The following is a 13420-nucleotide window of genomic DNA, read 5'->3' as shown; positions in this document are numbered from 1 at the left end:
GTGACCCAGGTCTCACTACCCCCGTTCGGGGGTGAACCAGCCGACCGACGAGAGCGAGGCAACGATGCGCGAGCACGTCGAGTCGGTGGAGCTGCGCGGCGCGCTGCTGCGGCTGCGCCGCACCACGGGTCTCCCGGTGGTGTTCGGGGGGCTGCTCCACGACGGCCGCGTCCTGCGGATCGCCGAGCTGAACGGGGCGGTGACCCCGGCGCTGCACGGGCTCGTGATCTCGACCGGCTGGGGACTCGGGGGAAAGTGCCTGGCCCTCGCCCGGCCGTGCGCGGTGACCGACTACCCCTCGGCCCGGCACATCACGCACGAGTACGACGTGCCGGTCTCCGCGGAGGGGCTGCGGTCGGTGATCGCGGTGCCGGTCGTGGTTCGCCGCAAGGTGCGCGGGGTGATGTACGGGGCGCTGCGCGACGCGCTGCCGATCGGCGAGCGGGTCTTCGACGCGGCGGTGGCGGCGGCCCGGGACGTGGAGCAGGCACTCGCGGTACGGGACGAGGTCCGGCAGCTGCTGACGCCGCCACCGTCGGAACCGTCCTGGGAGGAGGTGCGGCAGGCGTACGGGGAGCTGCGGGCGCTGGCTCCGCGGGTGGCGGATCCGGAGCTGCGGGAGCGGCTGCTCGCGGTGTGCGGACGCCTGGGGGCGGCCTCCGGCGCGACGGCGGTGCCGGTGCCAGGGGCCGGGGCGCTCGTACCGGCGGTGTCGCTGACCCCTCGCGAGACGGACGTCCTGGTGGCGGTGGCATCGGGGGCGACGAACGCGACGGCGGCGGCGCGCCTCGGGCTGCGGCCGGAGACGGTGAAGGGCTACCTGCGCTCGGCGATGCGGAAGCTCGGCGCGCACACCCGCCTGGAGGCGGTGGTGGCGGCCCGCCGGGCGGGGGTGCTGCCGTAGGCGGGGCAGCGGTCACGGCACTTTCAGGTGAGGTCAGGTGAGGTCAGGTGAGGTCAGGTGAGGTCAGGTCAGGTCAGGTCAGGTCAGGTCAGGTCAGGTCAGGTCAGGTCAAAGAGTCCCGTGCTTACGGCAGGGGCCGCGCAGCAGACGCCTTCCCCCCTCGATCTCAGGGCTGGACGATGTCGTACGGGGTGCCGGACGGCGTCATGATCCGGAGGGTCCGCTCGGCCTCGGCGGCGAGCTCGGCGCGCTGGGCGCGGGTCACGGGCGCGAAGGGCTCGATGGTGAGGGTGGTGCGGTCCTTGCCCTCGTCGAGGTGCCAGAGGCCGGCGAGGAGACCGTCGAGGAGGAAGACGGAGAAGGCCCGGTTGCCCTGCCAGGTGCGGGAGCGGATCTCGGGGGTGACGACCCGGGTGCGGTCGGCGTGCGACAGGAGCAGGTTGTCGAACTCGGGCAGGAACCGGGGCGGGGCGGGGGTGTCCTCGTCGGGGCGGGGCGCGTCGGGGAGGTCGAAGAGCTCGGTGCCGCGCTCGTCCTGGAAGACGAGGAGCCGGGGCCGGAGGCGCTCGAAGGACTCGCGGAGGCGGGTCAGGCCGCACCAGGTCTGCATGTCCTTGACGGAGGCGGGCCCGAAGGCGCCGAGGTAGCGCAGCACGGTCTCGTCGGTGTCGGCGGTCTCCGCGGGGACGGCGTCCCCGAACCACACGTCGGTGGTGGTGAGGGCGACCTGCCCGCCGCGGCCCCACAGGCCGCGCGGCGTGACCTGCACCAGGGGGAGGAGGCAGCGGGCGGCGAGGGAGAGGGACGTCGGGTCGGCGTGGGGCCACTCCGTGAGGAGCTCGTCACGGAGCTGCTTGGGCGTACGGGGCCGCTCCTCGACGAGCGCGCGGGCGAGGCCGGACAGCCTGTCGAGGTCGACACCGTCGAGCCCCTTGCGGCCGACGAAGATGGCGAGCTCCCGGTCGATGGCCCCGGGCTGCACGAGCCGGCGCAGGGCGACGGCGTCGCGGGCCGTGTGGGTGTGGACGGTGGAGCGCATGGTCACGATGCGGGCGACGGAGCGGGACTCCATGAGCGCGGACAGCTGCTCGGGCCGGAACTCGTCGAGGCGGGCGGCGAGCGCGTAGTACGGGGGCTTGGTGTTCTGCGCCTGGAGGCCGAGCAGATGGGCCACGGCGTCCTCGACGCCGAGCGGGGCGCGGCGGAGGAGGAGCTGACGGTCGAGGGTGGCGCGGTTCAGGGCGCGGCGGCTGAGGACCGGGTGCTTCGTCGTGGAGGCCATACGAGGACGCTACTGGCCCTTGCGGACAGATTCGGTCCGCAAGGCGCGGAAATCAGCCCGAGCCGCAGCGACAACCGCCAGATACCATGCCCAAAGCCCCGCAGCCCCCACGCGACACCGCTACCTCCCAAAACCCCCAAAGCACCCAAAGACCCTGACAGACACCCACAGGCACCCATAAACACTCACAGTCACTCACAGGAGGAGGGAAAGGCCCGTGTCCGACCGTCGTCCCCGCGCGGCCTGGCGCCGCCACCCGGAACCGCCGCCGGAGCCCGCGTCGGCACCGCGCACCGCCGACCGGCCGAGCGTGGTGCAGGCGAGCCTCTACCGCGACGGCCGGCGGGTCTCCTCCCCCGCGACGCTGGCGGACACGTTCCGCCAGCTGCGCGAGCACCCGGCCGGCATGGCGTGGATCGGCCTGCACCGCCCGACGGAGGCGGAACTCCACTCCCTGGCCGCGGAGTTCGACCTCCACGAACTGGCGGCGGAAGACGCGCTGGAGGCCCATCAGCGCCCGAAGCTGGAACGGTACGGCGACACCCTCTTCGTCGTCCTGCGCGCCGCGCGCTACCTCGACGCCCAGGAGGAGGTCGAGTTCGGCGAACTCCACATCTTCGTGGGCCCGGACTTCCTCATCACGGTCCGCCACGGCGCGGCCCCGGACCTCTCCACGGTCCGCCGCCGCATGGAGGAGAACCCGGACCTCCTCGCCCTCGGCCCGGAAGCGGTCCTGTACGCGATCCTCGACGCGGTGGTCGACGGCTACGCCCCGGTGGTGGCGGGCGTGCAGAACGACATCGACGAGATCGAGACGGAGGTCTTCGGCGGCGACCCGGCGGTCTCGCGCCGCATCTACGAACTCTCCCGCGAAATGGTCGAGTTCCAACGAGCGACCCGCCCCCTGGTGGGCATGCTCCACGGCCTGATGGCGGGCTTCGCCAAGTACGGCACGGACGAGGAACTCCAGCGCTACCTCCGCGACGTCGCCGACCACGTGACCCACACCAGCGAACGCGTCGACGGCTTCCGCCAGGCCCTGACGGACATCCTCACGGTCAACGCGACCCTGGTCACCCAACAACAGAACGCGGAAATGCGCGCACTCGCGGAAGCAGGCTTCGAACAGAACGAGGAGATCAAGAAGATCTCCGCCTGGGCGGCGATTCTCTTCGCACCCACACTCGTCGGCACCATCTACGGAATGAACTTCGACTCCATGCCGGAGCTGCACTGGACGGGCGGATATCCGTTCGCGATCGGCTTGATGGGGCTTGTCTGCACCGGTTTGTACGTGATTTTCAAGCGGCGGGACTGGCTCTAGGGAGCGGTCGATCCCCCTCACGCCGCGCGCATGGTTGACCGGTGGCACCCCGACTGCCCGGTCCCGCTCCTGTCGTAGTGGAGGGCGGTCGGTCAGCTCGTCGCCCGTACCGCGTCCCTGATCAGGTCGGCGACCCGTGTGGGCTCGGACAGGACGACCGCGTGGGAGGCGTCCGGAAGTTCGACGACGACGGCTCCGGCCCGTGCGGCGCCGAAGTGCTGGACCTCGGGGCTGATCGTGCGGTCTGCCCCGGCCACCAGAGCCCAGGACGGTTTCGTCCGCCACGCCGCCGCGGACGCGGTCTCAGTGAAGGCGGCCGTGGCGAGCGGGCGTTGGGTCGCCGCCAGGACACCGGCGACGTCCTCGGGCACGTCCGCCGCGAAGACGGAGGGAAAGGCCGTCTCTTCGATGGTGACCTCGACCGCCGAGTCGCCGTCGAGGAGCGGGTACGTCCACTCCTTCAGGTGGCCCGTCAGCGGGGACTCGGGGAAGCCCCCTTGGAGCTGGCCGAGGCTCTCGCCCTCGTGGGGCACGTAGGCGGCCACGTAGACGAGCGCGACGACGTTCTCCGCGGCGCCGGCCACGGTGATCAGCGCACCGCCGTAGGAGTGGCCGACGAGTACGGCCGGACCGTCGACCTGCGCGAGGACGGAGGTGAGGTAGGCGGCGTCCGACGTCAGGCCCCGCAGCGGGTTCGACGGAGCGATCACCGGGATACCGCTGCTCCGCAGTTCCGAGATGACGCCTATCCAGCCTGTCGCGTCGGCGAAGGCACCGTGCACGAGGACGACGGTGGGGTTGGTCATGCGAGTTCTCTTCTCGGTGTCGGGCCACGTGTGGGGCGTCGTCACGACGGGTCAGGTCGCGGCCCGGGATTCGGCAAGAGGCCCGTACGACGGTTACTCACGGTAGAGCCGTGGAAGTGGCTCCTCTTGTACGTGCGCGCAGCCGCGCTGTCATGACAGCGCACGCGCGCCTCAGCGCCTTCACTCGTCCTGGGCGCCGGCGGTCGTCGTCGCGAAGGCCGAGGTCGCCAGCGCCTGCCATTCGCTGGGACTCATGCCGTAGGCCCCGCGGAACGTGCGGCTGAAGTGCGAGGGGCTGCTGAAGCCCCAGCGGTGTGCCACCGCGGCCATGGTGATTCTCCGGTTGGAGCGGCCCAGCTCGAGCCGGCAGAACTCGAGCCTGCGCTGCCGCACCCATTGGCTCACCGTGCTGCCGTCGTTCTGGAACAGCTTCTGCAGGTACCGGACGGAGATGTGGTGGGCGCGTGCGATCGACTCCGGTGAGAGGTCCGGGTCCATCAGATGCTCTTCGATGTAGCCGTGGATACGGGACAGCATCTCGTTGACGGCCCCGGACGCGTCGTCGGCCTCGTCCGTCGTGTCCGCATCGAGGAGCTCCATGACCAGGACGGAGAGGAGGTGTACGGCCGTCCGGGCACGCCGCTCCCCGATCGTGGACCGGCGGAACTCCGCCCTGGCGGCGAGCGCGGTCAGGAAGTCGGACGCCAGCGCCCCGATCCCCTCCCCGCCACGCACGGGTACGCCGAGCACCTGGTTCAGCTCCGACTCCGTGACGCCCAGATAGCAGCGGGGCACCCGGAAGAAGATCATCTGGCAGTCCTCGCCGAACTGCAGCAGGTGCTGTCGGGCCGGGTCGCAGAAGACCAGGTCGTTCGGCTCCAACTGGGTCCTGGCACGCTCGTGGACGACGGTGACGGGCCCACGGACATGGACGCCGAGGTAGACGTGGGTCCGGTCGTTCGTCTCCGGCATCTCGGAAAGCATCTGGACCAGCCACCCCGAGCGGGAGGAGGACGAGGTCGGATCGGGCGCTTGCCGGGGCACCCGTTCGGGCGCACGCGACATCAGTGTGAGGGGCATGGGGATTCCTAGCCGTAGGTGCGTGCGGGCGGAGGGCGGATTCACGCCCCGTTCGCCGGCTCCTCGGCAAGGAACTTCTCCACCACGGCATTGAAGGCCGGCGGGTTCTCCAGGAAGGGGAAGTGCGAGCTCGCCACGTCGGAGGCGAAGACGTGCAGGCGTGCGCCGGGAATCCGCTCGGCGGCGAAGCGCTGCGAATCAGGATGCACATGGCTTCCCTCACAGCCGATCACCAGGGTCGGCACATCGATCCGGGGAAGCACGTCGCGCCAGTCCTGCGCGCAGTGGTCGAACAGCAGCGGTACGCCCGCGTAGGCGGGTGTCGACCGGACCTCCTCGGCGACGAAGGCCAGCACCTCGGGGTCGGGCTCGCCGGAGAACATGCCGCGCACGAAGTCGGCGCGGACCGTGTCGCCCTCCGGACCCGCGAGAGCCGCACCCAGGTACAACAGCCCCGACACATCGAAGATGGCACCGGAGTCCCGCTGTTCCCGCTCGGTCATCCAGGGCACGGCGGCGACCGCCGCGGGCTGGTCGACGGCGACGAAGCGGCGGATCCGTCCGGTCCCGTACTGGTCGATGAAGCTCCACCACACCGAGACACCCATGGACCAGCCCAGTGCGTCGAAACGGTCGAGACCGAGATGGTCGACGAGTTCGAGCACATCGCGGGAGAGCCGGGCGATGCGGTAGCCGTGACGCGGCTTGCCGGACTTCCCATGGCCGCGGAGGTCGACGGTGACGACGCGACGGCCGGGCGCCAACCCCTCGATCTGGTGGCGGAACATCGCCTGCGTCTGCCCCCAGCCGTGCAGCATCACCAGCGGGACGCCCTCGCCGCCGGTGTCCTGGTACGCGAGTCGTACGCCGTCCGTCGTGATCAGTTCCTTCATGACCTCTCCCCTGGTCAGAGGCGGTACATCGTCCCCGCCCGTCACGAACATCATCGAATGGAGCCCGCCGCCCGCACCACCGCGAGCTGTAGGAATCGGGCCGTGAATCCTCCTCGCTTTGTCGAAGCGAGTCCGTCGTCAGACGGCCCCGTCGCCGCCCGGGGCGAGGAGTTCCTCGATCCTGAGGCCGAGGTGCAGAGTGAGCCGGTGGGCGCCGTCGTCGAGATCCAGTCCGGTGATCTCCTGAATCTGGCGCAGGCGGTAGTAGAGCGAGGTGCGGTGGATTCCCAGCGCGTCCGCGGTCCGGGGAATCGATCCCGCGTGTTCGAGGAAGCAGCGCAGGGTGTCCCGCAGGCGGTCGCCGCCATGAGCGTCGCCCAGGGTACGGAGCGGCTTGGGGACCAAGGACGCGTTCAGGGCGTGCTCGGGGAGCTGGAGCAGCACTGCGAGCTCCCCGAGCAGCTCCCAGTCACCGGCGCTCTTCAGGGTGGGCAGTCGGCGTGCCGCGCGTGCCGCCACGAGCGCCTGCTCGTACGACGTCCATGCGTCGTCCAGGCTGGGGTGCCGGCCTCCGACGCCGATCACGGGGTCCGCCGACGGGCCCAGAAAGGTGTGAAGTTCGTCCAGGATGCGAGCGGACTGTGCGGTGACCTCGTCCTGGCCGGGTGGGCGGTCGCGCAGCTGGAGCAGTGTCGCCCGCTCCTTGCCGATCGCGATGAGGCCCTGGGCCGAACGCGTCTGCCGGAACCCCTCCAGCGCCCCCCACAGGGCCGCCTCGGACTGCCGCACGAGCTCGGTCGCGCAGCTCAGCTGGACGATGGTGACCAGGACATGCTCGGCTGCTCCGAGCAGTCCGAGTTCCTTGCCCCGCCGCCGTGCGGTGGTACGGGCGGCGACGTCGGTGCCGACGAGTTCGAGGACGAGGTCCCGCTCGTCGGCCTCCCGGGTGTCGGTGGCGATGTGCTCTCCGTGCAGCTGGGCGGCCATGGCGTCCGCGGCCCGGGCGATGGCACGCGTCTCGTGCTCTGCGAGCGTCTTCTCGGGCACGACCACCAGGAGCAGTCCGAGGAGATGCCCGCGCTCGCGCAGGGGCACGACATAACGGGGCAGCAGTCCGAGATCGTCACGGCCGTCGATGAATCCGGCTCGGGACCACTGGGTCACGCCCTGGGCGAGGACGTAGCGGATGGTCGCGTTGTCGGCGCGGCCCTGCAACAGGGTGCCGATGCGGACCGGGTCCTCGTCGCCGAAGTGGCGGCTCGTACAGACCATGCGGACCAGCGGGTCGTCGACGGCGACGGACCGGCCGAGCCGCTCCGCGAGCTCGTCGACAAGCGCCTGGAGCTCGGGGCTGCCGGGGCGGGCTCGCTGGAGCCTTACGGTCATGCGCTGTTCCTCTCTCGACCAACGGTTCCCCGCGGACTTCTCCATTCCGCGGCTATTGATCAGTCTGAGGAAGCGACGACGTCGGCACATCACACGAATCGTCCATTGCCATGGCACCCACAGGGGATACGAAGTGACTACGCTCCGCTGTCGCGATGCCTCACCAGCCGGGTCAGCTCCACGCGCGAGGTGATGTCCAGCTTGGTGAAGGCCCGGCGCAGGTGCGAACTCACCGTGTGGGGCGAGAGGGAGAGATGCTCTGCCACCTGCTGGTTGGTCAGCCCTTGTGCCACGAGCCGTACCACCCGTGTCTCCGCGGCCGTCAGCTCGGGCCATGCCCCGGAGAGTCCGGCCGTCGAGGGCCGGCGGCGGACACCAGCTGCCCGCAGGCGCCGGCGGACGCGTGCGACGTCCCGCTCGGCGCCCGCTCGCGCGTAGAGCGCGAGGGCCGTGTCGAAGTACGGCACCGCTTCGGACGTGCGGGTGGCCGCAAGCTTGCGTCCGGCGTCCTCCAGTGCCGACGCCCGGGCCAACGGCCGAGGGCAGTCCTCGTACAGCCGGACGGCGCGTACGAGAGGGGCGAGGTCGTTGTCGAGGAGCCCCCGGGCATGCGCGGCGGTGGCGGCCAGGAACGTGAGGTCTGGGTTGAGCACGGCCAGTCGCTCGGCCAGGGCCACTGCCTGCGCGGCCCGTTCGAGTGCGCCGGCACGCAGCGCCAGGCGGACGAGGACCGGGGCGTCCGCGGGGTCGACCAAGCCTGCGTAGGCCGGCCGGTCCGCGGCAGGCGACGTCATCACCTCGTCGAGTTCGGCCATGGCACGATCGGGCCGGCCTTCGAAGTCGGCCATCAGCGCCAGCATCCAGGAGCCGAAGTGCCGGACGACGGGTGCGCCGTCGCTCCGCATGCGCCTCGCCTCCGCCGCGTACGCTCGTGCGGTCTGCTGGTCGTTGGTGTGGAGGGCGACGCGCATCATCACGTACCGGAGCGTGACGTCGGCGAGGTTGCCCGGGCCGAGGTCCTCGGTCGTCGCGGACGCGGCTTCGGCGTCGGCCCGGGCCTCCCTCAGCCGTCCGGCCTCCAGAAGGATGCGGGAGCGGGTCATGAGCCACATACCGGTGGCCGCCGTCCGGCCCTGCTCCCTGGTGATCCGGATGCCGTCCTCAGCGGCGGCGAGCGCCTCCGCGGAGCGTCCGGTGGTGTTCGACAGGAGAGCGCGCCACAAGGCCTCCGGAACCCACAGCGAGGTGCTGACGCCCAGGGCGTCGGCCAGCGCGACGGACCGCTCGGCCTGCCGGAACGCCTCGGTCAAGTCCATGCGGTGGAAACTCACGGCCGAGCGGACCGTCGTCAGCGTGGCCTCGGCGGAGCGGTCCCCCGCTGCCGCTGCGGTCTCCCACGCCTCCGCGGCGACCTGCTCGGCCGCCGAGTGCTCGCCCGACATCGACAGGCCGACAGCGAGCATGGCGAGCAGTCGCCCCCTCAAGTCCACGGGGATCCCGGGCAGTGCCGACCCGGCGCGGGCCTGGCGGACCGCCTCGGAGAAGTCGAACGGTACGGCGAGGCGTGCCAGGGCAAGGCGTATGCGCGCCTCGTCCTCTGGTCCGAGAGCGCCGGTCGCCAGGGCGGAGGCTCCCAGCTCACGCGCCTGGGCGGCCCGGCCCGTCTGCCAGAGCAGCGGGATCGTCTCGGCGATGATCCGCGGCCGCTCCGGAGCGTCCGCCGTGGTGAGTTCCAGGGCCTTGAGACTGCGTTCCGCGGCGGGTCCGGGAGCGGTGGCCGCGAGTTCCGCCGCGGCGGTGCGCAGCCGGTCGGCCTCCGCCGCATCTGCCGGTGCTCTCCCGGCCGACGGCCCGGGACGCTCGACGGGTGAGGCCGCGCTCCCCGGCAGCAGCTCGGCGGCTTGACCACGCAGGGCCTGACGCAGGGGCAGGGGGAGGCCGGCTTCCACCGCCTCACGGATCAGGTCGTGGCGGAAGGCGAGGTGATCACCGCTTTCGATGAGCAGATCAGCGTCGAGGGATTCCCGTACCGCTGTGATGAGCGCCGCCGGGGACCTGCCGAGCAGTTCGGCCAGCAGCGCGACGGTGGCCGGGCCCCCCACGGCGGCCGCCGTCTGCACCAGCGCCCGTGCCTCGTCGGACAGCTGGTCGAGGCGGCGCACGACAGAGGGGAGTTCCCGTGGGGCGGGGGGTCCGGCCGACAGTCCGGCCGTGCCGTTCTCGATCGTCACTGCCTCCCGCAGCGAGCCGAGCAGCGCGACCAGCAGCTGCGGGACTCCTTCGGCGCGGCGGACGACGCGGAGGACGTCCGGGTCGGGAGCGGCGCCGAGGACGTCCTCGGCGATCCGTGTGGTGGCCTGGTCGTCCAGCGCTCCCAGCGCCAGCTCGTGTGCGCCCGCCTGCCGGATCCTGTCCAGGGTCGTGCGCACTCCCGACGGCACGCTGCCGCCGCGCACGGCGACCAGCCACTGGATGGCGTGCGACGAGAGTCCGGCCGCGAGGGTGTTGAAGGTGAGAAGGGTCAGGTCGTCGCACCACTGGAGGTCGTCGAGGACGACGAGCAGCGGTCCGTTTCGAGCCGTCTCCCGCAGGCGGTCCCCCAGTTCCTGGAGCAGCCAGAAGCGCTGGCCGGGTGTCGTGGCGAGGTCCCTGAGGCGGACGGCGCCCGACAGCGGTTCCTCGCCGGAGAGCAGACCGTCGAGGAGCGGGCCGAGCGGCACGAACTGTTCGTCGGGGTCCGCCGCTCCCTCGAACACCCTCGTCCCGCGCAGCCTCGCGGCTGCCGCGGCCTCCGCGAGGATCCTGGACCTACCGATGCCGACGGGGCCTCCGACGCGGATGATCCCGCCTTCGCCCCGGTCGAGCGCGTCGAGCCGCGCCTCGATGAACGCCAGTTCGGCGTCCCTGCCGCGGAGGGGCGTCCGTACACCCTCGAGTTCCTCGGGCACGGTCCTTGTCGTCACTCGGTTCACGCTCATACGGCGGAACAGTATGAACCATATGAACCACCCCGCCGTCGCCCGGCCCAGGGGCCCGTCTCAGTCGAAGCGCAGGTCGGCGAGTTGCCGTTCGAGGACGGTGATGTCGTCCTCGGGCTCTTCACCGACCGGGCGCGCCGCCATGAGCGCGGCGAGCTCGACGCCCACCCGGCGGACGCGGCCGGGAAGGCCGTCGGTGTACTCGTCTCCCCCCGAGCCCCAGTCCTCGGAGGCCGCGAACACGGCGGTGGGGACGACGACGGCGCGGAGATAGACGAAGAGCGGGCGCACGGCGTGCTCAAGGACCAGGGAGTGGCGGGCGGTACCGCCCGTCGCCGCGATCAGGACCGGCTTCCCGGAGAGGGCGTCCGGATCGATCACGTCGAAGAAGGACTTGAAGAGACCGCTGTAGGAAGCCGCGAACACGGGAGTCACCACGATCAGGCCGTCGGCCGCCGTGACCGCGTCGATCGCGGCGCTCAGTCGCGGCGGCGGAAAGCCGGTCACGAGGTGGTTGGCGATGTCGCCGGCCAGTTCCCGCAGCTCCACGACCTCGGTCGACGGCGCGTGCCCCCGGGCGGCGAGTTCGTCGCGGGCCGCCTCGGCCAGCCGGTCCGCGAGCAGGCGGGTGGAGGAGGGGGTGCTCAGCCCCGCGGAGACGACGATCAGTCTCATGCGGCGGACACCTCCCGGACGGCTCGAAGGGACGCGTGCGTGGGGGCCTCCGGCACGTCGGCCGGACGTCCCTTCGCGAACTCCCTCCGCAGGACGGGCACGACCTCTTCGCCGAGGATGTCCAGCTGTTCGAGGACGGTCTTCAGGGGCAGGCCCGCGTGGTCCATCAGGAACAGCTGGCGCTGGTAGTCGCCGACGCTCTCCCGGAAGGTCAGGGTCCGCTCGATGACCTGCTGGGGAGAGCCCACCGTCAGCGGGGTCTGCTCGGTGAAGTCCTCGAGCGACGGGCCGTGGCCGTACACCGGCGCGTTGTCGAAGTAGGGACGGAACTCCCGTACGGCGTCCTGGGAGTTCTTCCGCATGAAGACCTGTCCGCCCAGGCCGACGATGGCGTCCTCCGGCCGGCCGTGGCCGTGGTGGGCGTACCGGCGCCGGTAGAGCTGGACCATGCGCCGGGTGTGGTCGGCCGGCCAGAAGATGTTGTTGTGGAAGAAGCCGTCGCCGTAGAAGGCGGCCTGCTCCGCGATCTCGGGGGACCTGATGGATCCGTGCCAGACGAAGGGCGGGACGCCGTCCAGGGGCCGGGGTGTCGAGGTGAAGGCCTGGAGCGGCGTACGGAACGTGCCCTCCCAGTCCACGACGTCCTCGCGCCACAGCCGACGCAGCAGCGTGTAGTTCTCCTTGGCGAGGTTGATGCCCTGGCGGATGTCCTGGCCGAACCACGGGTAGACCGGGCCGGTGTTGCCGCGCCCCAGCATGAGGTCGACCCGGCCGTCGGCCAGGTGCTGGAGCATCGCGTAGTCCTCGGCGATCTTCACCGGGTCGTTGGTGGTGATCAGCGTCGTGGACGTGGACAGGATCAGCTTCTCGGTGCGGGCGGCGATGTAGCCGAGCAGGGTCGTCGGCGACGACGGGACGAACGGCGGATTGTGGTGCTCGCCTGTCGCGAAGACGTCCAGGCCGACTTCCTCGGCCTTGAGGGCGATGGCGACCATCGCCTTGATGCGCTCGTGTTCCGACGGAGTACGGCCGTTGGTGGGGTCGGGGGTCACGTCCCCGACGGTGAAGATGCCGAACTGCATGGGTGTCTGCTCTCCTGAGCTCGTCCGGTTCCCGCGCCGGGGAACCGGGGGCCGGGGTGACGCCGGGGGCTCCGGCGTCCCCGGCGGGTCAACGGTGCGGCGTCACTTCGCCAGGAAGGCGAGCAGGGCGGTGTTGACCTCCTCGGCGTGGGTCCACAGCAGACCGTGCGGGGCACCCTCGATCTCGACGTAGTCGGCCGACGGGAGCGCCTTGTGGAAGGGGCGCGCGGTGCCCTCCGCGGGCAGGATGCGGTCGGCGGTGCCATGCAGGATCAGGGCCGGCACGTCGACGGCGGGGATGTCGGCGCGGAAGTCGGTGTACCACGTCGACGGCGCGGCGGACGCGGCGAAGGAGCCGCCGAGGGCCGCGGTGTTCCAGCTGTTGCGGACGGCCTCCTCGCTGATCCGGGTGCCGAGGTTCTCGTCGAGGTTGTAGAAGTCGTTGAAGAAGGCCGTGTAGTAGGCGTAGCGGTCGGCCTTGACGGCGGCGACGACGCCGTCGAAGAACTCCTTCGGGGCGACGCCGTCCGGGTTGTCGTCGCTCTTGAGCAGGCAGGGCTCGAGCGAGGCCAGGAAGGCGACCTTGGCGACCCGGCCGGAGCCGTACGTGGACACGTAGCGGGCGACCTCACCGGTGCCCATGGAGAAACCGACCAGGACGGCGTCCTTCAGGTCGAGGGTCTCCAGCACGGTGTTCAGGTCGGCGGCGAAGGTGTCGTAGTCGTAGCCGATGGTCGGCTGCGAGGACTGCCCGAAACCGCGGCGGTCGTACGTGATCACGCGGTATCCGGCGTCGAGCAGCGCGGCGCTCTGGCGCTCCCAGGAGTGGCCGTCGAGCGGGAAGCCGTGGATGAGGACGACGGGCTGCCCGGCGCCCTGGTCCTCGAAGTACAGCTCGATGGGGTTGGTGTTCTCCTGGCCCACGGTGATGTACGGCATGGGGATGCTTCCTCGATTCGGGTCGGCTGGTCCGCGCGGCGAAGCGGCGCGGTATGCCGTCACGCTAGGAC

The 13420-nt window shown here is 71.2% G+C and carries 11 protein-coding genes; 2 read left to right on the top strand and 9 right to left on the bottom strand.

The genetic code is table 11. From position 1 onward, the window contains the following. Positions 1–64 precede the first annotated feature (64 nt). Positions 65–904: a response regulator transcription factor gene (locus ACFWWU_RS20875; protein ID WP_384147471.1), complete on the top strand. Its 840-nt coding sequence runs from the start codon at positions 65–67 to the stop codon at positions 902–904. Positions 905–1070: 166 nt separating this feature from the next. Here ACFWWU_RS20875 and ACFWWU_RS20870 read toward each other — a convergent pair whose 3' ends face one another. Beyond that, complete coding sequence (locus ACFWWU_RS20870; RefSeq protein WP_384147305.1) at positions 1071–2186, bottom strand: winged helix DNA-binding domain-containing protein; 1116 nt, start codon at positions 2184–2186, stop codon at positions 1071–1073. Between the two features lie 217 nt (positions 2187–2403). On the opposite strand from ACFWWU_RS20870, the gene ACFWWU_RS20865 reads away from it, so the two are divergent. Next, positions 2404–3510 carry a magnesium and cobalt transport protein CorA gene (locus ACFWWU_RS20865; RefSeq protein WP_384147304.1) on the top strand — a complete coding sequence of 369 codons (1107 nt, stop codon included), beginning with the start codon at positions 2404–2406 and terminating at the stop codon, positions 3508–3510. 92 nt (positions 3511–3602) lie between these two features. Here ACFWWU_RS20865 and ACFWWU_RS20860 read toward each other — a convergent pair whose 3' ends face one another. The 8 genes from ACFWWU_RS20860 to ACFWWU_RS20825 all read right to left on the bottom strand — a co-directional run bounded on the left by ACFWWU_RS20860 (position 3603) and on the right by ACFWWU_RS20825 (position 13349). Next, positions 3603–4316: an alpha/beta fold hydrolase gene (locus tag ACFWWU_RS20860; RefSeq protein ID WP_384147303.1), complete on the bottom strand. Its 714-nt coding sequence runs from the start codon at positions 4314–4316 to the stop codon at positions 3603–3605. 180 nt (positions 4317–4496) lie between these two features. Next, entirely contained in the window at positions 4497–5288 is a 792-nt protein-coding gene (locus tag ACFWWU_RS20855; protein WP_384147302.1) for an AraC family transcriptional regulator, read from the bottom strand. Between the two features lie 149 nt (positions 5289–5437). Further along, on the bottom strand, positions 5438–6289 hold the full coding sequence (locus ACFWWU_RS20850) for an alpha/beta fold hydrolase (protein WP_384147301.1): 852 nt from the start codon (positions 6287–6289) through the stop codon (positions 5438–5440). A 138-nt stretch (positions 6290–6427) separates the two neighbouring features. After that, positions 6428–7675, bottom strand: a complete 1248-nt coding sequence (locus ACFWWU_RS20845; RefSeq protein WP_384147300.1) for a PucR family transcriptional regulator — start codon at positions 7673–7675, stop codon at positions 6428–6430. A gap of 137 nt (positions 7676–7812) precedes the next feature. Beyond that, on the bottom strand, positions 7813–10653 hold the full coding sequence (locus ACFWWU_RS20840; RefSeq protein ID WP_384147299.1) for a LuxR C-terminal-related transcriptional regulator: 2841 nt from the start codon (positions 10651–10653) through the stop codon (positions 7813–7815). Positions 10654–10713: 60 nt separating this feature from the next. After that, entirely contained in the window at positions 10714–11328 is a 615-nt protein-coding gene (locus tag ACFWWU_RS20835; protein ID WP_384147298.1) for an FMN reductase, read from the bottom strand. After that, entirely contained in the window at positions 11325–12410 is a 1086-nt protein-coding gene (locus ACFWWU_RS20830) for an LLM class flavin-dependent oxidoreductase (RefSeq protein ID WP_384147297.1), read from the bottom strand. The genes ACFWWU_RS20835 and ACFWWU_RS20830 overlap by 4 nt, the downstream gene beginning before the upstream one ends. A 102-nt stretch (positions 12411–12512) precedes the next feature. Beyond that, positions 12513–13349, bottom strand: coding sequence for an alpha/beta fold hydrolase (locus ACFWWU_RS20825; RefSeq protein WP_384147296.1), 837 nt, complete (start codon positions 13347–13349; stop codon positions 12513–12515). Between the last annotated feature and the right edge of the window lie 71 nt (positions 13350–13420).

The organism is Streptomyces sp. NPDC058650 (genome assembly GCF_042717315.1).
Taxonomy (GTDB): domain Bacteria; phylum Actinomycetota; class Actinomycetes; order Streptomycetales; family Streptomycetaceae; genus Streptomyces.
This window is presented reverse-complemented; position numbering and strand designations above follow the sequence as displayed.